Raw genomic sequence first — 17,941 nt, forward strand, 5'->3', positions numbered from 1 at the left:
ATGGGGCAGGTGGGGATGACGACGGTTGGGGAACCGGATCGGGTCGTGCCCGACGTCGGGCGGCCGTGGCCGCGCGGCGCGGCGCGGCACTACCGGCGTGACCCGCTGGGGTTCGTGGAAGAGTCGGCTCGCGCGCGCGGACCGGTGTTCCGCCTGCCCGATGACGGGTCGTTGTGCGTGGCCGACCCTGCCGAGGCCCAGCGGGTCCTGCACGACGAGGCGGGCGACCACGACGACGTGTCCGGCTTCTTCCATGTCGGCGGCGGCCTGCTCGGGCCGCGGGCGACGCAGGTGGCGATCGGCCGGGCGGCCCGTGCGACGCTGCGCGCCCATGTGGCCGCCCATCGCGAGCGGCTGCCCGCCGTCGTGGCGGAGCTGGGCGAGGTCAGCCGGTGGCCGTCGGCCGGGCGCGCCGCCGTGCACCGGTTCCTGGCCGGCGCCCTGCTGCGGCCGGACAGCTCGCCCGCCCTGCGGGAGCTGATGGCGCACGTCGTACGGCGCGAGGTGCTGATCCGCCCGAGCGGCCGGCTCGCGCGGATGTCGCGGCGCGCCCTGTGGGCCCGCGTGGTACGGACGATCGCCACCGAGGTACGCCACCGCCGACCCGAGCCGCGACCCGGCGACCTGCTGGACGCCGTCATCACCGCCACCCCGCCCGAGACGCCCGCCGAGCACGTCGCGCAGGTGTACCTGCTGCTGTTCCGCACCTCGGTGGCGCCGGTGGGACACGTGGTGGCCTGGGCGCTGCTGTCGGCGGCGGCCGACGGCGTCGACCTGGCAGAAGTGCCCGCCGGGTCGGCCGTACGCGAGTCGCTGCGGCTGTGGCCGGTGGCCTGGCTGCTCGGCCGCCCGGTACGCAGGGCCCACCAGGTCGCCGGCGTGCCGCTGGAGCCGGGCGAGAGCGTGTCCGTCTGCCCCTACCTGCTGCATCGCGACGAACGGCACTGGCCGCAGGCCGCCAGGTTCCGGCCCGGCCGCTGGGACGGCTCCGAGCCGCGCGGCCCCTACCTGCCCTTCGGCGGCGGCCCGTTCACCTGCGCGGGAGCGGCCGTCGCCCAGACGCTGGCCACCGACCTGCTCGCCGCCCTCACCGACGCCGCCCGTCTGGAGGTGCGTCCCGGCCCCGGGCGGCCCCACGTCGAGGGCATCATCACGCCTCCGCCCTTCCTGCTGCGCCGTACGGCATCCCAGACCTGACCACCAGCGGTCCGTCGAGGAAGGAGGTGATCTCCATGAGGAAGCTGCTGCGCCGCGTCACCGGCCGCCGGGTCAACCGGCAGGCCTGGTTCATCTGGTAACCCCGCTCGACCGGCCGCGCCGGGCCCCCGTGTCCGGCGCGGTCACCCGGCCTGCCGACCGCTCAGGAGGCATCGCATGTCGCACGTCCAGGAGACGCTGGCGGCCTACGAGGGGATCGCCGCCCGTTACGACGAGCTGAACGCGCAGACGGACTCCGCGGCGCTGGTGGGCCGGTTCGCCGAGGCGGCGGAGCGGCACGGGAACGGGGGGCGGCGGCTGCTGGACGCCGGTTGCGGCACGGGTGGCAGCAGCGCGGCCTTCAAGGCGCGCGGCTACGAGGTGACCGGCTACGACCTGTCCCCGGCGATGGTGACCATCGCGCGGCGTCGGCGGGCCGCCGAAGGCATCCCGTTCCTGGTGGGCTCGCTCCTGAGGCCCCCGTCCGGGCTGGCCGGCTTCGACGTGGTCGCCTGCGTGGACGTGCCGCTGACGTACCTGACGAGCGCGGACGAGCTGCGGCAGGCGCTGACGGCCGCGCGCGCCCAGCTCGTCGTCGGCGGGGTACTGGTCTTCGATCTGAACACCATCGGCCACTACCGGCGCACGTTCGGCGTCCCGGTCGTCGCCGACCGCGGCGACCGGTACGTGGCCTGGTTCGCCCACCCGCCGCGGATCGAGGCCGACGAGGTCGTGGTCACGCAGTTCGACCTGTTCGAACGGGCGGGCGCGGGCTGGGAGCGGCTGTCGATGCGGCACGTGCAGCGCCACCACTCCGACCGTACGGTGCGCCGTGCCGCCGAGCAGGCCGGGTTGCGCGTGGTGGCCGCCCACGGGCTGGTGGGGACCTCGGTGCGCGACCCGGCCGACGAGGAGGCCCACGACCGGATCCTGTACGTCGCCCGTACGGCATGACGCCGACGTTCGCTATATTCAGAATATGGTAAATCTACCTTCTGTCCTGTCCCTGCACGGTTGCGACCTGCGTTACGCCGACAGCGGGGGCAGCGGCGTGCCGGTGGTGTTCTCGCACGGCGCAGGGGCCGACCATGTGATGTTCGACGCCCAGTCCCGGTACCTGCGGGCCCAGGGGTATCGCGTCGTCACCTGGGACATGCGGGGCCACGGCCTCTCGCGTCCGGCCGGCGCGCGTTTCACCGCCGAGCAGGCGATCGCCGACCTGTGCGCGCTGATCGAGCACCTGGCGTTGGAACGGCCGGTGCTCGTGGGGCAGTCCCTCGGCGGCAACCTCAGCCAGGCCGTCGTCCGGCGGCATCCCGATCTGGCCCGCGCCCTGATCGTCATCGGCGCCACGCCGAACACGGCGCCGCTGTCGTGGCGGGAACGCCTGCTGGTGAGGGCGGCCGCGCCGATGCTGCTGATGATCCCGGCCAGGAGGCTTCCGCGGCTGATGGCCGACGCCTCGGCGACCACCCGGTTCGCCCGGGACGACGCCCGGCGGGCCTTCGGCCGGTTGCCGAAGAAGGAGTTCGTGCAGGTGTGGCGGGCGACCGTCGGGTTCCTCTCCCCCGACCCCGGCTACCGTACGCCGGTGCCTCTGTGCCTGATCCGCGGCGAGCGGGACACCACCGGCAACATCGCCTCGGCCATGCCCGGCTGGGCGCGGGCCGAAGGCGTCGAGGAGATCGTCGTCCCCGGCGCGGGACACATCGCCAACCAGGACGATCCGCAGGCGGTCAACGAGGCGATCGACGCGTTCCTGCGGACGATCCCGGCGCCGAGGCAGGCACGGCGATGAGCGCGCGGTACGCGTTCATCACCTCGGTGGGCGACCTGCTGGCTTCCTGGAACCTCCCGCACGCGACCGGGCGCGTCTACGGCCTGCTGCTCCTCACCGAGGAGCCGATCTCGCTCGACACCATCGCCGCCGAGCTCGAATTGAGCAAGGGGGCGGTGAGCACCGCGGTCCGGCAGCTGGATTCCTGGGGACTGGCCAAGGTGATCCCGCAGCCCGGCAGCCGGCGGCTCCTGGTCGAGGCCAAGGGCGGGATCGAGTCACTGCTGGAGGCCAGCCAGGCGCGGGCCAGGACCCTGATCGCCGCCCTGCGCGAGGGCGAGGCCCTGGTGAACCCGGGACCCGCGCAGGAGCGGCTCCAGGAGGTGATCGGGTTGTTCGCCGGCTACGTCGACGTCGGAGGCCGGCTGCTGGCCGGATACCGCGAGCAACGCCCCGGACCTGACGCCGCGAACCCCTCCTCCGCCGGGTAGCGTCTGAACCCACGAAGCCGATCAAGGGAGCCCGGTGGCGGAACTGCCGGACACGCGGTTGGACATGTCCCGGAACGAGCGACTCGGCAGGTACGGCGACGTCGCGAGCGCGCTGGCGTTGCCCAGTGACCGGCGGCTCGGCCAGGCCCTGGAGGCCGTGGCCCCGATGATCCGCCGGTACGCGCCCGTCGCGGCGGCCGTGAACGACTTCTACCGGGACCTGTACGGCACCAGCAGGACGACGCCGTACCCGGGCGAGAGGATCGAACGCGCCCTGAAAGCGATGAGCCGAGCCAGGCTTCGCCCCGGAGGCGCCGAGCTGGACCAGCGGCACTGGTGACGGCTCGGCCGCCGGTGTCATACCGTCACATCATGGACGAGCACCACCAGAGCATCCCCGACGTTCTCCGACCCGTCCGGGACGCCGCCGCGGCCCTGGGAGCGGACTTCACCGACCTGGGCGCCGCGCTGCGCGCGTTGCGGCAGGTCGAGGTGGAGGTGGAGCTGGCGACCGACCTGCTGATGCGGCAGTCCAACGCGCGGGCGAACCAGGCTCGGAGCGAGCGGAAGGATCCGGCGTCCTGACCGGCACGGCAACGGCGATCGACGCCTTCTTCGCCCGCCACGGCCGACGCCGCCACACGCTCGACCGCATCCACCGCGACACCGGCGCAGCCTGACCACTTCAGCGGGAGCCCCGCTGCGCGGCGAGAAGGCGAGCGGACGGCCGCCCTGCCTGCCTCCGGAGGGACCGGCGCGCGCCCTCCCCGCTCAGCACCGCCCGGAATGGTCAGAGACGGTCGGATGCCTGCCTGGCGGCGTATGCCTGGCGCCACTGCTCGGCCGCCTGCAACATCGCGTGGCCGACATGGTCGAAGAAGTCGCCGATGTCCCGTAGCCGCATCCCGGAGGGCGAGGTGGCTCCGAGCGTCGCCGCTCCATGGCGGGCGAACTCGGCCAGCATCGTGTTGTGGCGCGCGCTGGCCATCCAGACCAGCGGCATCTACGCCTACTCCGACGACGAGAAGTTCTTCGCCACGGGCGTCGGCGCCGAGTGGTTCAAGCACCGCTACGGCACCTCCCTGCCCGGCGCCGACTCCGAGATCCGCGGCCCGCACCCGGTCCGCTACTCCACGCTGTTCTCCCGCGACCCCCAGCCCACCATTCACGACGCCACCCGGATGAACCAGTCCTTCGCCTGGGCCGCCGGCGGCGTCGTCTCCACCACCACCGACCTCAACCGGTTCTTCGCCGCCCTGTTCGGCGGGCACGTCCTGCCGGGCGCGCAGTTGCGCGAGATGCTCACGACCGTCCCCACCGAGGGGGCGGGCTGGATCCCCGGCACTCGCTACGGCCTGGGCATCTTCGAACAGAAGCTGCCCTGCGGGACCACGGGATTCTCGGGGATATAGCGGCTCGCGGGTATGGAGATGTCGGCGGCCAGGCCGGACAACCTGTAGGTGACATAGGTCGCCGGGCCGTCGCGATGCGTGGTGGCGAAAGCCGGGGACGTACCGGCGAAGAACAGCAGCGACGCGCTGACCGCGTTCCGGAAGATCGTGAATTGCCTTCTCACCATCGCGTCCCCCATAGAGGTTCGCACGAGCAGAGGCAGATGAGGACCTTGCCGGTTTCGCTACCGGGAACTCCCTCGGCGAAGGCCAATGGCCTGGCCAGAATCTCACCAAGGCACACGTCGCGCGGCCATCCGCTCGTCGTCATCCCTGTGCTCACCGGGCCGGAAGGCCTGGCTTGGGGATGCGTCCATGCCGGGCAACGTATCCACGCGTGTGGCGGCGGTCTTGCAGGAATCGGACGTCGCCCCCGGCGGACAACTACCGGCCCGCGACCGGGCCCCGGTCCGCCGCAACCGGGTGTACCACCAGGTCAGACGGGGAGAGGCCGGTAAGTCGGAACGTTCGGGCCCGCTCGCGACGGCCGCCACCTGAGACACACCATCATCTGGATCGGAGAACTCCCCATGCGCGCAACCCTGATGTACGGCGCCGGCGACGTCCGCGTCGAGCAGGTGCCGGACCCGGTCATCAAGCTGCCCACCGACGCGCTGGTCCGCATCACCGCGTCCTGCGTCTGCGGCAGCGACCTGTGGCCCTACGGCTCGATGAAGCCGGAGGACGGCCCCACCCGGATGGGGCACGAGTTCATCGGCATCGTCGAGGACACCGGCCCGGAGGTCACCACCCTCAGGCGGGGCGACCTGGTCGTGGCGCCGTTCGCCATCTCCGACAACACCTGCCAGTTCTGCCGCGAGGGCCTGCACACCTCCTGCGTCCACCCGCAGGCCGACTTCTGGGACGGCATGCCGGACGAGGGCGGCCAGGCCGAGGCGATCCGCGTCCCGCTCGCCGACGGCACCCTGGTCAAGCTGCCCGTCGAGGCGGACTCGGCCCTCATGCCGTCCCTGCTGACGCTCGCCGACGTGCTGGGCACCGGCCACCACGCCGCCGTCGCCGGCGGCGTGGACGAGCGCACCCGCGTCACCGTGATCGGTGACGGCGCCGTCGGCCTGCTGGCGGTGCTGTCGGCCAGGCGCCTGGGCGCCGAGCAGGTCGTCCTCATGGGACGCCACCTGGCCCGCACCGACCTCGGCCGCGAGTTCGGCGCCACCGACGTCGTGGCCGCCCGCGGCGAGGAGGGCATCGCGCGGGTACGCGACCTCACCGGCGGCCACGGCACCCACGTCGTCCTGGAGGCCGTCGGCAACATGCCCGCCTACCGGCAGGCCCTCGGCGTCGTCCGGCCGGGTGGCGTCATCAGCCGCGTCGGCGTCCCGCAGTACGAGGAGGCGCCGATCGGGATGGGCAGCCTGTTCCGCCACAACCTCCGCCTGGCCGGCGGACCGGCTCCGGTCCGGGCCTACATCGAGGCACTGATGCCCGACATCCTGAACGGCGCCATCGAACCGGGCAGGGTCTTCGACGCCACCACCGGCCTCGACGGCGTCCCGGCCGGCTACCGGGACATGGCCGACCGCAGGAGCCTGAAGGTCCTCATCGAACTCTGACGCCTCCCCGGTCAACGATCGTTTACCGACGGTTTCCTTGCCGAGAGCGGAGATACGCCCGGCCGCGGACGGGAAAAGAACCCCCTGACGCACGACACGCGACCGGGGATCGGAGGCACGATGGCCGGCACGATTACCGAACTCGACGTCGAATTCGGCATGCCCTTCATCGAACGCGCCCTGGAGACCTCCGGAACCGCCGCCCTCCTGCGCGACGAACTCGAACGCCTGGGCATGCGGGCGATGCCGGCACGGTCGCGCGCGGTGAACATCTACAGCGAGGACGACCAGGCGGGCTTCGCCGTCGGGATCCTCCCGTTCGTCTCCGACGACCTGTCGCAGCACGGCGGCCTCAGCATCTCCCAGGGCGGATTCGCCGTGGCCGTACGCGTCATCATGGAGGACCGTACGGCCATCCGCGGCTTCTGCACGATGTTCGTCGTCGACGACGAGGTGGTCTACGCCGAGTACGAGACGGCGGAGCTGCTGGAACGGGGTGCCGAGGCGCTCGCCCGCCAGGCGCCCGACGTCGGCACGCGGACCCCTCTCGCCGAGGTGTCCGTACGCCAGGTGCTCTCCATCTCGGACTTCGCCCATGCCTCGTTCCTGCACGACGAGTCGTCCATGAACATCTACGACTCCGAGGAGATGGCGGCGTTGCGCGGTCACGGCGGGCTGGCCGGCGAGATCGCGAGCTTCGCCCGGCTGCAGGCCAGCGCCTCGCACGGCGGCGGAGGAAGCTGCAGTTGCAGCACGTCCTGCTACGGCTGCTCCAGCACCAGCACCAGCGCGATCTGACGGAGAGCGAACCCTTGCCCGACAACGACAGACTGCCGGCGCGCCCCTGGCTGCCCGCCTGGTACCGGATGTCCACCATGCCGCCGGGCACCGTCCGGCTGGACTCGCTGACGCGATCGTTCGCGCTCGACCACGTGCCGCCCGCGCTGCTCCAGCGCCTGCTGCCGCTGCTGGACGGCACCCGCCCGGTCGAGGACATCCGCACACGGCTCGCCGCCCACGACGCCGACCCCGCCACGGTGGACGACCTCCTGCGCGCCCTGCACGCCAACGGCCTGCTCCAGGACGGACCTCCCGCGCCCACCGCCCTGACCGCCGAGGAACAGGAGTGGTGGCGTCAGCAGGCCGACTTCTTCGGCCACTTCTCCGCGGCCTCCGACTCCACCCTTCCGGCCCGTCCCGACGTCCTGCCCTCGGGCCGGCACTACCAGGCGCGGCTGCGGGAGGCCGTCGTGGCGGTCCTGGGATGCGGCCGTCTCGGCTCGCAGGTCGCCCGGGACCTGGCCACGTCCGGCGTCGGCGAGCTGCTGTGCGTCGATGACGGAACGGTCACCGAGGAGGCTGCCCGCGCCGACGCCTGGTACGACCCGGGTCACCGGGGACGGCCCGCGGCCGAGGTCGTCTGCGAACTGATCGGGCGGACCAGCCCCCACTGCCGGGCCGTCCCCGTCGGCTCGGGATCGTGGGAGGAACTGCTGGACCGCTGTGACGCCGTCGTCCTGGCCCCCGACGTCTTCCGGCCGGCCGACCACGAAGCCCTCAACACGGCGGCGCTGTCGTCGCGGACGCCGTGGACGAGCTGCCGCACGGTCGGCCTGGAAGTGCTGATCGGCCCGACCGTGCTGCCGGGACGCAGCGCGTGCTGGACGTGCTTCGACGACCGGCGCCGCAGCCACCTCACCCGCCACGAGGAAGCCACGCTGGTCGAGCACATCTGGGGCGAGGCCGACAGGCCGCCGCCGTTCCTCGCCGTGGTTCCCGGCCTGTCGCTGGTGACCCTCGAAGTGGTCAAGCTCCTCACCGGGTTCGCCCCCGCGACGACGGTCGACGGGCTGCTCGCCGTCGATGTGCTGTCGAGCACCACGACCCTGCATCCGGTCCTGCGCGTGCCCCGATGCCGGTCGTGCGGGCGTCCGGCCCAGGACCGCCCGGCCCTTCAGGTGTGGGACGTGGAAGGCGTCAGGTGAACCCACCACCTGCGACGGCCCGGACGACGACGCCGACGACGGCCCCGCCCAGCCCGGTGGACGCGCGCACCGGCATCATCGCCCACGTCCTCGACCTCCCGATCGCAGCCGGGGAGCCGCAGATCTTCAACAGCTCGGTGCGCATGGCCGACACCGCCGCCCTGGGCACCGGCCCCTGCTACGACCAGAACGGCGGAGCGGGTCTCACCCAGGCCGCGGCGCGGGCCGCCGCCGTCGGGGAGGGGCTGGAACGCTACTGCGCGGCCTTCCCCCAGCCCGAGCACGTCACCGTGGCGACCTGGCGTGCGCTCTCGGCCGGCGAGCACCCGCCGCCCGCACCCGCGGACTTCGCGCTCTTCCATCCAGACCAGGGCGAACACGCCCACCGCTTCGACGACGACACTCCGGTGGCGTGGCTGCGCGCGTACTCGCTGACCAGAGCCGCCTGGACGCACGTCCCGGCCTGCCTGGTCCACCTGCCCTACCGCCCGCAGCACCCGGACGTGGCGGAACACGTCGTCGCGCCCGCGATCTCGACCGGCCTGGCCTGCGCCGCCTCGCGCTCGGAGGCGGTGCTCAGCGGCCTGTACGAGGCGATCGAACGGGACGCCTTCATGATCAGCTGGCTGCGCGAGCTGCCGCTCGGCCGCGTGGACCTCCAGTCGCACCCGTCGATCGCCGAGGTGTACACGACCCGGCTGCGCCGGCCGGGGCTGGACTACCACGTGCTGGACATGACCAGCGATCTCGGCGTGCCGGCCTTCATGTGCCTGCTGCTCGACGACCGCCGGGACCCGGCCCTCCTCTGCGCCGGCGGGGCCGCGCACCACGACCCGGCCAGGGCCGTGCTGAAGTCGCTCATCGAGGCGGCGCAGACGCGAGAATGGGCGAAATACCTCCGCAGAACCGGCACACCTGTCCCCGACCGCCTCAAGACGTTCGAGGACCACGTCCTCCACTACGCCTCGCAGTGGTCGCGGCCGACGCTCGAACCGTTCCTCGACCGGCCCGCGATCCCGCTCCGGGACGCCGGGCCGCCGCCCGCCGACGACGATGCCGCCATCACGTCCGTGGTCGGCCGGCTGGCGGCGGCCGGTCTGGAGGCCCTGACCGTGGACCTCACCACCCCCGACGTCGCCGCCTGCGGATACCACGTGGTGAAGGTCGTCGTCCCCGGCCTGCAACCGCTGTACGCCGACGAGAACCGGCCGATGCTCGGCGGGAGGCGCCTCTACGCCGAGCACCCCGGCGCGCCCTGCCCCCGCCCGCGGGGACCCGAGGATCTCAACCGCACTCCACACCCGTACCCGTGAGGTGGTCATGGACCCGCTGACGAGCACTTCGAGCCTGGCGGAGCTCTATCACGAGAACAGCAAACAGCGCCGGCACGACCGGAGCTTCGGCTGGCGGGTGGCGGCGGTCGCCAACAGCCCGGCCTTCCGCCGGCTGACCAGGAACCCCGGCAAACGGTACGACGGATCCCCCGTCATCCGTCTCCCCCGCCCCGACCCGCTCGACACGCGGCTCGACCGAGCCATCACCGAGCGCCGATCGGTCCGCCGGTTCTCCGCCGAACCCCTCACCCTGCCGCAGGTCGCGTCCATGCTCCTGTTGTCGGCCGGGATGCCCGCGGGCCCCGGCGGCCCGAACCGCACGACACTGCGCGCCGCACCCTCGGCGGGCGGCCTGCACGCCACCGAGACCTACCTCGTCGCACGCGCCGTGGACGGGCTGGCCCCCGGCGTCTACCACTACCGCGCCGACGACCACCTGCTGGAACTGCTGCACGAGGACCCCACGGCCCCCGAACGGCTGGCGAGGGCCTCCTCCTACCCCGAGATCCTCGACACCGCCGCCGCCACACTGGTGTTCACCGCGGTCTTCGGCCGCACCACACTCAAGTACGGGGAACGCGCCTACCGGTTCGTGGTCCTGGAGATCGGCCACGTGGCCCAGAACGCGCTCCTCGTCGCGGTGGCCCTCGGCTGCGGCGCGGTCCCGATCGGCGGATTCGTCGACGACGAGGTCCACACGCTCCTGGACCTCGACGGCGTGGACGAGGCGGCCTTCTACCTGCTGCCCGTGGGACGGCCCACATCCCGCTGGGAGACGCCGGAATGGCAGAAGGGCCAGGACGCGGTCGCCGCCGTCATGGAACACCTGTGGTCGAACGGCCCCGCGGGCCCGCAGCCGACCACGTGAGCCTCCGCCACGGGCGAACTTCCAAGCGGGAGGAAGGAAACAACCCCGCGAGGAACGATCCTCAGCCCGCCCCGCCGTCCAGCACAGCGCTCGCCGCACATGCTCGCCATACTGCAGAAGGCGCACGGTGAAGTGCACAGTTCCATCCGGCACCTCCGCCGACCTGGTACTCCGGCACCGCCATCGGCCCGGAGCACCAGCGCCACGACATCCACGACGTCGGAAGGCCCCGATGACAGCCGACCAGCCCATCTGCTGCCCCACCTGCAAGGGTGTCCTCCCCGGCCGGCAGCGCAGCGACTACACGGCCGCCCGCGGCCGCCTCGTCGTCGTCAACGGCTACTGCCAGGGCCGCTGCCCGGCCCCCGAACCGCTGCCCCGCTTCCAGGTTCACGCGGACCAGAACGGTGGCGCACGGCAGCCGGAGATCGTACCGGCACCGGCGCTCTGAACCCGGCGCACCGGGGCCGAACGGCCGGACGTTCAGTCAAGGATCTCCACGTACCCGTCGGTGCCGTGCACGCGGATCCGCTGACCGTCCCCGATCAGGCGGGTGGCCCCCTCCACCCCCACGACCGCCGGCAGGCCGTACTCGCGCGCGATCACGGCCCCATGGGTCATCAGGCCGCCCACCTCTGTCACCAGCCCGGCGATGCCCACGAACAAGGGGGTCCAGCTCGGGTCCGTGAAGGCCGTGACCAGGACGTCTCCCGTCTCCAGGTCGGCCCGCGCCATGTCCGTCACCACCCGGGCACGACCCTCGACCGTGCCCGCCGAGACCGCCAGCCCGGCCAGCGCCCCCGGCGGCGCGTCGGCGCTCCGGTACTGACCCGCGAGCACCTCGCCGTCCGACGTCAGCACCCGCGGCGGCGTGAGCGCCTCATGCGACCGGAACGCCTCCCGCCTGCGTGAAACGAGCTCGCCGTCCGCCTGGCCCGTGCGCGCGATCTCCCGCAGCTCCTCGAACCGCAGGAAGAAGACGTCCTCCCTCTCCCGCAGCGCGCCCGACCGGACGAGCCGGTCGGCCTCCCGCAGCAACGCCTGCTTGTACGCGAAATAGCGGCAGACCATGCCGTACTTGGGATACTCCCGGTATCCCGCGAACGTCCGCACCCGCTCGATCATCCGCCGGGTCTCCTCGGCCTTTTCCTTCCCGTCCGGCAGGGCGCGCAGGCGCGTCAGCAACTCCCGCTCCTTCCGCAGCGACTCCTGACGTCCCTGCTCGAAACGCCGCTCACCGGCGCCCGGCTGGAAGTTCCTGACGTTGCCGAGAATCGCCGGAACGAGCATGGCGGGCCGCTCGCTCCAGCGCGTCCTGGTGATGTCGATCTCGCCCGCGCAACGCATGCCGTACCGGTCGAGATAGCCCCGGACGGCCTCGTACGCCTGCCGCCCGCCGGGCAGCTCGGCCAGCTCCTCCAGGAAGCCGTCGCCCTCCCTGCCCTCCTCCGCCACCCGGCGCAGGAACGCCACCACCTCCGCGTGGGGACGGACGGCGTCCGCCACGTCCAGGAGCGCCAGCCCCATCTCCGAGGTGACATTGTGCGGGACGGACTGCGTCAGCACGTCGGCCGCGTTCTTCTCCCCCAGCCACCTCTCCAGATGATCGTTCAGCCACCAGGCCGCCTCCATGCCGGCCATGATCGCCTGGAAGCTCCGCGGACCGAACAGAAGCCGCCTGAGCTCCGTGAGGTCGGCCAGGATGAACTCGAACAGCGCGGGCCCGGACAGCTCCTCGATCTCGCGCCGCAGGGTGGCCACGGACGCCTGACTGTCCCGGACGAGCTCGGCGACCACCGCCGGGTCGCTCTCGATCGGCACGGGCGGGGCGGCGGCGGGCGCGACACCGGTCTCCTCGTCCGGAAGCAGGCGCAGGAAGTCGCCGCGGTCCACCAGCGTCTGCAACGCGTCCCGGATGAGCGGGTCGGACTTGCCCAGCGTCCCGATGAGATTCGCCCGGCCGGCCGGCGTCGCCAGCACCGGGGCCACGTCCACGAACAACCGCCCGCCCGCCTCCGCCATCGGCCGCGGCGTCGTCAGCTGCCACATGGACAGCCCCAGCGGCTTCATCGCGTCGGTCATCATCTGCTGATGGCCGACGGAGACATAGACGTGGTTCTCCTGGTCGTCAGCGACCGGCACCGGGAACAGCGTGGTGATGGGCCGGCTCTGGACGATGTGGAAGTCCTCGCCCGCCAGACACCATTCGATGTCCTGCGGCCGGCCGAAATGCCCCTCGATCCGGCGGCCCAGCCGCACCAGCCGCACCACCTGGGCATCCGTCAGAGCCCGCCGCGCCTGCCGCTCGGCCTCGACCGGCACCTCCTCGGTGCCGCCACCGGGGGACGCCCGGACCCGGCGCGCCTTGGACCCCACCGACACGGTGACGACCTGATCGTCACGCACGGTGTAGACGTCCCCCGCCACCACGCCCGAGACCAGCGCCTCGCCCAGCCCCCAGCCCGCCTCCACAGCGGCGACCTTCCGGTTCGACGTCACCGGGTCCGCGGTGAACAGGATCCCCGCGGCGTCCGGGAAGACCATCCGCTGCACGACCACGGCCATCCGCACCCTGCGGTGATCGAACCCGTTGCGACGCCGATAGACCACCGCCCGCTCCGTGAACAGCGAGGCCCAGCACCGCCGCACCTGCGCCACCACGTCCGCCAGGCCCACGACGTTCAGGTAGGAGTCCTGCTGACCGGCGAAGGACGCGGTCGGCAGATCCTCGGCCGTCGCACTGGACCGCACCGCGCAGGCGGCCTGCTCCCCGAGCCCGGCGAGCGCCTCCCCGATCGCCGCCACCAGCTCGTCGGGCACCGCCGCGCCCTCGATGACGGCGCGCACGTCCGCGCTCAGGGCACGGACCGCCGCGTGGTCGTCCGGATCCACCCGTGACAGCAGGTCCAGGTGGGCGTCGAACGAGGGCGCCTCGGACACGACCCGCCGGAAGGCGTCCGTCGTGACGCAGAAGCCGTCCGGGACGCGGACGCCGTCGATCCGCGAGAGCTCGCCCAGGGCCGCCCCCTTGCCGCCGACGTCCGCGACGTGCGTCGAGCCGATCTGCCCGAAACCCATTACGTAGCCCAATTCCGTCGCTCCATCCTTCGTCGGGGTTGGTTCGCATCGGGCAGTATGAAGGACTTTTCGATGTCTCATGAGGCGCGCGGATCAGTTATAAAGTGAAAGTGGAGGGGGCTTCCGATGAAGGCGTTCCTCCGACTCGAACGTTTCGGATGGCCTGGGCGAGGGCGCGGATCAGCGGGGTTTCGGCGGCCGTACGCCAGACCAGGGCCCACTCGACCCGGCGGCCGGCCGGGTCCGGCGGCGACCACACCGCCGCCTTCGCCGCCCACGAGCGGCAGGTCCGTCCGTACGTCGCCGCCAACCAGCGGCACGGGCGCGAGGTGGTCAAGCTGCTCGGAGCCGGCCGAGTCCGACGCCCTGTGACGTCGCGGCGCCGACCGGCATGTTCAGCGCGGACCTCGTCGTGGACCACGTGCGGGCCACCGCGAAGGGCATGACGTCCCGGCTCGCGACGATCACAAAGACGCAAAGGCTACCCCCAATCGGGACGCTCCTCCCCCGCCATCGCTCCAGGACATGAAAAAGTAACCGCTGGGATACGAAAGAACAGCGCCCTCGAACCAGGAGTCGCAAATCCCCACATAAGCGGAAATATCCCCAACTTCCCGGCACCCCATGAGGGCAACGGGCGCAGAAATCGCCTGAGTTCTCCACCTTTGGCGGCCAACGAGGCTTTCCGGCGACTTATTCCAGATGCGGGTTTTTACGTTTCCCTCGTCACCCAAGACCTGGTCACTCGCGAGCCAGGTTCCGTTATAGAGTCTGCTCCCGGACCCAGCCGAAGAAAGGTGACAGGCATGCAAGACGCGGCCATCGACCGAGTAAAACTCATCTTCACCCTGTTCGACGCCGACGGCACCGGTTACCTTGAGGCCGAAGACTTCGATCGTATGGCAAACCGCGTATTGGCGGCTTCCCCACGTTCCACCGAAGCCGCCAAGAGCGCAATCAGTGACGCTTTCCGCCGTTACTGGACGACCCTTGTCGAAGAGCTTGATCTGGACAAGGACGGCCGCATCAGCTTCGAGGAGTACAGCGCGTGCGTGCTGTCCCCCGAGCGTTTCGACGACGCGCTGACCGACTTCGCCGACGCGCTGGCCGAGCTGGGCGACCCCGACGGCGACGGCCTTATCCACCGCACCGACTTCATGGCGCTCATGACCGCCATCGGCTTCAAACGGCGCAATGTCGACACCCTCTTCGACGCGTTCGGCCCCTCGCAGGACGACCAGGTCAAGGTCCCGGTCTGGGCCGAGGGCATCAAGGACTACTACAGCCCCGAGAAGGCGGACATCGCGGGCGACCTCCTGCTCGGCGAGTCGAGCTGACGGCCGACACGAGCCGACGCGTCCGGCCTTCGACCACGAAAAGGGAGCAGTAGTGGAACCAGTCATCGGACTTGCCATCGGCCGGGGAACGGGCCCCGAGCTCGCGGCCGTCTTCGAGCGGGTGCTGGCCGGCATCGCCGACGTCTGCGGGGCCAAGGTCGCCCTCACGCGCTCGGAGCGGATCTATCACTCCTACGTGTCCTTGAAGGCCGGCGCCGAGGCCGAGAAGATCCGCGAGAGCACGCGGGAGGACGCCGACCACTACACGCAGTTCTGCCGCTCGCTGGCGGCCTCCGGCGTGCCCGCCGTCTTCCGTACGGCGATCAACGCCCAGTCGCTCTACCTGGTCCGCCAGCGCCTGGAGGCGGTGAAGATCGACGCCATCACCACCTCCGGGGCGTCGCTGCTGCTGGTCAGGGACCAGGCCCAGGGCTTCTACACGGGCGAGAACGTGCACCTTCCCGGCGCGCTCGTCCGTACGATGGCCTTCAGCAGGGAGATCACCGAGAAGGTGATCGCGCTGGCCGTGCGGCGGGCACGGCAGGAGTGGCCCGACGGGCACATCGACGAGATCGTCATGGCCTACAAGTTCCACCTGCTCGACGGTGCGCTCGACGAGTGGGTGGCCGAGAGCGCCGCGCGGCACGGCGTGCAGATCGGTCTGTTCCAGCCGGACACGGTGAACCGCAACCTCATCGAACGCGGCCCCCGCCCCCGCACGGTGATCATCGCGGGCAACGAGTGGGCCGACATCATGCACGTGGTGCTGCTCGACCGCTTCGGCTCCGAGCGGCAGGAGAACCGCTGCACCGAGAACGTCTACCTGCATCCCGACGCGCGCGGTCTGGTCGAGTACCAGACCGTGCACGGCTCCGCCGACGACCTGGCGGGCACCGGCAGGGTCAACCCGACGGCCACCATCCGGGCCGCGGCGGCCATCGCCGAGCGGCACGCGGGGTGCGCCGAAGCGGTCCGGACGGTCGAACGCGCCCTGACGACGCTCGACCATCACCGCATCGCCACCCCTGACGCCGGCGGCCGGCACTCCACCACCGGCGTGGTCGAGGCCCTGCTCGACGCCCTGGAGCCGGCGGCTCGGCCGGTCCAGATGGCGGACTCATGACCGTCGAGCAACACCGGCCCGCCCCGGCGGCCGACGAGCACCGCGCCACGTCCGAACGCGCTGCCCTGGTCGTCGTGGACCTGCAGAACGACTTCTGCACCGGCCCGACCGCCCGCGCCCGGTACGCCGGCGACCTGGCGACCCTGGAAACCGCCGTGTCCAACACCGCCAAGGCCCTCGAATCGGCGCGCGCCCGCGGCATGGACGTGGTCTTCGTCCGGTTCGTCGGTGACGCCGAGCACCAGGGGCCGAGCTGGCGGCGGCGCGACCTCGAACAGGGCAAGGCGCTCAAATGCCTGGAGGGCACCTGGGGCGCGCAGTTCCACAAGGTCGAGCCCGCGCCCGGGGAGCCGGTCTTCACCAAGTGGGCCTGCTTCGACGCCTTCCTCAGCGAGGGCTTCGAGCGGCACCTGCGCGGGCGCGGCATCGCCCGCCTGGTGTTCGCCGGCCTGTACACCGACGTCTGCGTGGACACCACCGCCCGCACCGCCTTCCAGAAGGGCTTCCACATCACGGTGCTGACCGACTGCACCACCGGCCGCTACCTGCCCGACGCGGAGATCCTGCGCTTCATGGCCGCCCTCTACGGCGCTCACCTCACCTCCCACGACACCCCCGGTTCGTGGATCCCGGAACAGGAGACCGCCGCGAGGTCAGCGGCCGGTCGATCGGCCCGAGAGGAGAGCACGTGCCGGAGCGACAACTCGAAATCGAGCGCGGCGTCGGCCTGACCGCTCTCATGGTCGCCGCCGCGCGGGCGATCGAGACCCATCGCCCCGACTCCCTGGCCGCCGACCCCTACGCCGAGCACTTCGTACGCGCCTGCGCCGCGTCGGCCACCTGGCCGACCCGTCCGCAGGACGTGCCCGGCGGCGACGCCGACCCCCTCTGGGGAAGGCTGGGGCGCTACTTCGGCCTGCGTACCCGGGTCCTCGACGACTTCCTGTCGCGCGCGGCCAAGGCGGGCATCCGGCAGGTGGTCCTGCTCGGCGCGGGGCTCGACACGCGGGCCTTCCGGCTCGGCTGGCCGCCGGGGCAGGTCGTGCACGAGATCGACCGCGCGGGCGTCCTGGCGTTCAAGGAGGACGTGCTCGCCACGCTCGCCCTCGAACCGTCTCCCCCGGTTCCGGTCGTCCCTGCGGCCCGGCGCCGGGTGGTCGCGGCCGACGTGGGCGACGACTGGGCCGGGTCGCTGGTGGGGGCGGGCTTCGACCCGAGCGTTCCGGCGGCCTGGCTGGCCGAGGGGCTTCTGCTCTACCTCGATCCGGAGGTCGAACGGCGGCTGCTGCGGACCATCGACGTCCTGAGCGCCGGGGGAAGCGTCCTGGCCTTCGAGGCCAAGCTCGGGCTCGGGACACCGGCGGTGCGCGCCAGCCCGGTCTACTCGGCGGCCAAGGCGCAGATCGGCGTGGACCTGCTCGCGTTGTTCGACGGGAATCCGCGTCCCGACTCCGTCGGGCTGCTGAGGGAACGAGGGTGGTCCGCCACCGTCCACACTCCCTTCGACTTCGCCCGCCGGCACGGCCGAGGCCCCCTCCCCGAACCGGACGACGCCTTGGCGACCAACCGGTGGGTGTTCGCCGACAAACCACGACAGAGCCACGTCTTGGGCGTGTCGGTGCCGACGTTCCGGGACTGCTGATCCTTGACGCCGGGGCGGGGGCGGCTTCGACAGGCCCGCGCCCGCCGTCCGCTGGACGGCGCCGAGGTCGGGCATGCCCGAGGG

General features: G+C 71.9%; 18 protein-coding genes. 17 read left to right on the plus strand and 1 reads right to left on the minus strand.

Going from position 1 to position 17,941, the window contains the following annotated elements:
* Window positions 1–15 precede the first annotated feature (15 nt).
* The 13 genes from ACIHAD_RS39110 to ACIHAD_RS39170 all read left to right on the plus strand — a co-directional run bounded on the left by ACIHAD_RS39110 (window position 16) and on the right by ACIHAD_RS39170 (window position 11,128).
* On the plus strand, window positions 16–1,197 hold the full coding sequence (locus tag ACIHAD_RS39110; protein WP_397359814.1) for a cytochrome P450: 1,182 nt from the start codon (window positions 16–18) through the stop codon (window positions 1,195–1,197).
* Between the two features lie 177 nt (window positions 1,198–1,374).
* Window positions 1,375–2,151 (plus strand): class I SAM-dependent methyltransferase, encoded by a 777-nt coding sequence (locus ACIHAD_RS39115; protein ID WP_397359815.1) that lies wholly within the window; start codon window positions 1,375–1,377, stop codon window positions 2,149–2,151.
* A 25-nt stretch (window positions 2,152–2,176) separates the two neighbouring features.
* A complete protein-coding gene (locus ACIHAD_RS39120) occupies window positions 2,177–2,995 on the plus strand; it encodes an alpha/beta fold hydrolase (RefSeq protein ID WP_397359816.1) in 819 nt (272 codons plus the stop codon).
* Entirely contained in the window at window positions 2,992–3,465 is a 474-nt protein-coding gene (locus tag ACIHAD_RS39125; protein WP_397359817.1) for a GbsR/MarR family transcriptional regulator, read from the plus strand. The genes ACIHAD_RS39120 and ACIHAD_RS39125 overlap by 4 nt, the downstream gene beginning before the upstream one ends.
* Before the next feature lie 64 nt (window positions 3,466–3,529).
* Window positions 3,530–3,805 carry a hypothetical protein gene (locus tag ACIHAD_RS39130; protein WP_397359818.1) on the plus strand — a complete coding sequence of 92 codons (276 nt, stop codon included), beginning with the start codon at window positions 3,530–3,532 and terminating at the stop codon, window positions 3,803–3,805.
* A gap of 32 nt (window positions 3,806–3,837) precedes the next feature.
* The gene (locus ACIHAD_RS39135) at window positions 3,838–4,050 is read left to right on the plus strand and encodes a hypothetical protein (RefSeq protein WP_397359819.1); all 213 of its coding nucleotides are present in this window, start codon (window positions 3,838–3,840) and stop codon (window positions 4,048–4,050) included.
* Between the two features lie 302 nt (window positions 4,051–4,352).
* Window positions 4,353–4,877 carry a serine hydrolase gene (locus ACIHAD_RS39140; RefSeq protein ID WP_397359820.1) on the plus strand — a complete coding sequence of 175 codons (525 nt, stop codon included), beginning with the start codon at window positions 4,353–4,355 and terminating at the stop codon, window positions 4,875–4,877.
* A gap of 569 nt (window positions 4,878–5,446) precedes the next feature.
* The gene (locus tag ACIHAD_RS39145) at window positions 5,447–6,490 is read left to right on the plus strand and encodes a zinc-binding dehydrogenase (protein ID WP_397359821.1); all 1,044 of its coding nucleotides are present in this window, start codon (window positions 5,447–5,449) and stop codon (window positions 6,488–6,490) included.
* A gap of 120 nt (window positions 6,491–6,610) precedes the next feature.
* Window positions 6,611–7,288: a hypothetical protein gene (locus tag ACIHAD_RS39150; protein ID WP_397359822.1), complete on the plus strand. Its 678-nt coding sequence runs from the start codon at window positions 6,611–6,613 to the stop codon at window positions 7,286–7,288.
* The gene (locus ACIHAD_RS39155) at window positions 7,237–8,475 is read left to right on the plus strand and encodes a TOMM precursor leader peptide-binding protein (protein WP_397359823.1); all 1,239 of its coding nucleotides are present in this window, start codon (window positions 7,237–7,239) and stop codon (window positions 8,473–8,475) included. The genes ACIHAD_RS39150 and ACIHAD_RS39155 overlap by 52 nt, the downstream gene beginning before the upstream one ends.
* A complete protein-coding gene (locus tag ACIHAD_RS39160; protein WP_397359824.1) occupies window positions 8,472–9,788 on the plus strand; it encodes a YcaO-like family protein in 1,317 nt (438 codons plus the stop codon). The genes ACIHAD_RS39155 and ACIHAD_RS39160 overlap by 4 nt, the downstream gene beginning before the upstream one ends.
* A 7-nt stretch (window positions 9,789–9,795) precedes the next feature.
* Window positions 9,796–10,677, plus strand: coding sequence for a SagB/ThcOx family dehydrogenase (locus ACIHAD_RS39165; RefSeq protein ID WP_397359825.1), 882 nt, complete (start codon window positions 9,796–9,798; stop codon window positions 10,675–10,677).
* A gap of 232 nt (window positions 10,678–10,909) precedes the next feature.
* Window positions 10,910–11,128 (plus strand): hypothetical protein, encoded by a 219-nt coding sequence (locus tag ACIHAD_RS39170; protein ID WP_397359826.1) that lies wholly within the window; start codon window positions 10,910–10,912, stop codon window positions 11,126–11,128.
* A gap of 32 nt (window positions 11,129–11,160) precedes the next feature.
* On the opposite strand, the gene rph is transcribed toward ACIHAD_RS39170, so the two are convergent.
* A complete protein-coding gene (rph, locus tag ACIHAD_RS39175; protein WP_397359862.1) occupies window positions 11,161–13,755 on the minus strand; it encodes a rifamycin-inactivating phosphotransferase in 2,595 nt (864 codons plus the stop codon).
* An 806-nt stretch (window positions 13,756–14,561) separates the two neighbouring features.
* On the opposite strand from rph, the gene ACIHAD_RS39180 reads away from it, so the two are divergent.
* From ACIHAD_RS39180 to ACIHAD_RS39195, 4 genes are read left to right on the plus strand one after another with little or no spacing between them, the layout of a single operon-like run.
* Window positions 14,562–15,092: an EF-hand domain-containing protein gene (locus ACIHAD_RS39180; protein ID WP_397359827.1), complete on the plus strand. Its 531-nt coding sequence runs from the start codon at window positions 14,562–14,564 to the stop codon at window positions 15,090–15,092.
* A gap of 52 nt (window positions 15,093–15,144) precedes the next feature.
* Window positions 15,145–16,215 carry an isocitrate/isopropylmalate family dehydrogenase gene (locus tag ACIHAD_RS39185; protein ID WP_397359828.1) on the plus strand — a complete coding sequence of 357 codons (1,071 nt, stop codon included), beginning with the start codon at window positions 15,145–15,147 and terminating at the stop codon, window positions 16,213–16,215.
* A complete protein-coding gene (locus tag ACIHAD_RS39190; protein ID WP_397359829.1) occupies window positions 16,212–16,946 on the plus strand; it encodes a cysteine hydrolase family protein in 735 nt (244 codons plus the stop codon). Before ACIHAD_RS39185 ends, ACIHAD_RS39190 begins: the two co-directional genes overlap by 4 nt.
* Window positions 16,904–17,857 carry an SAM-dependent methyltransferase gene (locus tag ACIHAD_RS39195; protein ID WP_397359830.1) on the plus strand — a complete coding sequence of 318 codons (954 nt, stop codon included), beginning with the start codon at window positions 16,904–16,906 and terminating at the stop codon, window positions 17,855–17,857. Before ACIHAD_RS39190 ends, ACIHAD_RS39195 begins: the two co-directional genes overlap by 43 nt.
* Window positions 17,858–17,941: the final 84 nt, after the last annotated feature.

This window comes from Nonomuraea sp. NPDC052265 (genome assembly GCF_044547985.1).
Classification (GTDB): domain Bacteria; phylum Actinomycetota; class Actinomycetes; order Streptosporangiales; family Streptosporangiaceae; genus Nonomuraea.

Excerpts from the sequence above, each read along its gene's own strand:
- ACIHAD_RS39110 (WP_397359814.1), top strand. The coding sequence starts at position 16 with ATGACGACGGTTGGGGAACCGGATCGGGTCGTGCCCGACGTCGGGCGG.
- ACIHAD_RS39115 (WP_397359815.1), top strand. The coding sequence starts at position 1,375 with ATGTCGCACGTCCAGGAGACGCTGGCGGCCTACGAGGGGATCGCCGCC.
- ACIHAD_RS39120 (WP_397359816.1), top strand. The coding sequence starts at position 2,177 with ATGGTAAATCTACCTTCTGTCCTGTCCCTGCACGGTTGCGACCTGCGT.
- ACIHAD_RS39125 (WP_397359817.1), top strand. The coding sequence starts at position 2,992 with ATGAGCGCGCGGTACGCGTTCATCACCTCGGTGGGCGACCTGCTGGCT.
- ACIHAD_RS39130 (WP_397359818.1), top strand. The coding sequence starts at position 3,530 with ATGTCCCGGAACGAGCGACTCGGCAGGTACGGCGACGTCGCGAGCGCG.
- ACIHAD_RS39135 (WP_397359819.1), top strand. The coding sequence starts at position 3,838 with ATGGACGAGCACCACCAGAGCATCCCCGACGTTCTCCGACCCGTCCGG.
- ACIHAD_RS39140 (WP_397359820.1), top strand. The coding sequence starts at position 4,353 with ATGTCCCGTAGCCGCATCCCGGAGGGCGAGGTGGCTCCGAGCGTCGCC.
- ACIHAD_RS39145 (WP_397359821.1), top strand. The coding sequence starts at position 5,447 with ATGCGCGCAACCCTGATGTACGGCGCCGGCGACGTCCGCGTCGAGCAG.
- ACIHAD_RS39150 (WP_397359822.1), top strand. The coding sequence starts at position 6,611 with ATGGCCGGCACGATTACCGAACTCGACGTCGAATTCGGCATGCCCTTC.
- ACIHAD_RS39165 (WP_397359825.1), top strand. The coding sequence starts at position 9,796 with ATGGACCCGCTGACGAGCACTTCGAGCCTGGCGGAGCTCTATCACGAG.
- ACIHAD_RS39170 (WP_397359826.1), top strand. The coding sequence starts at position 10,910 with ATGACAGCCGACCAGCCCATCTGCTGCCCCACCTGCAAGGGTGTCCTC.
- rph (WP_397359862.1), bottom strand. The coding sequence starts at position 13,755 with ATGGGTTTCGGGCAGATCGGCTCGACGCACGTCGCGGACGTCGGCGGC.
- ACIHAD_RS39180 (WP_397359827.1), top strand. The coding sequence starts at position 14,562 with ATGCAAGACGCGGCCATCGACCGAGTAAAACTCATCTTCACCCTGTTC.
- ACIHAD_RS39190 (WP_397359829.1), top strand. The coding sequence starts at position 16,212 with ATGACCGTCGAGCAACACCGGCCCGCCCCGGCGGCCGACGAGCACCGC.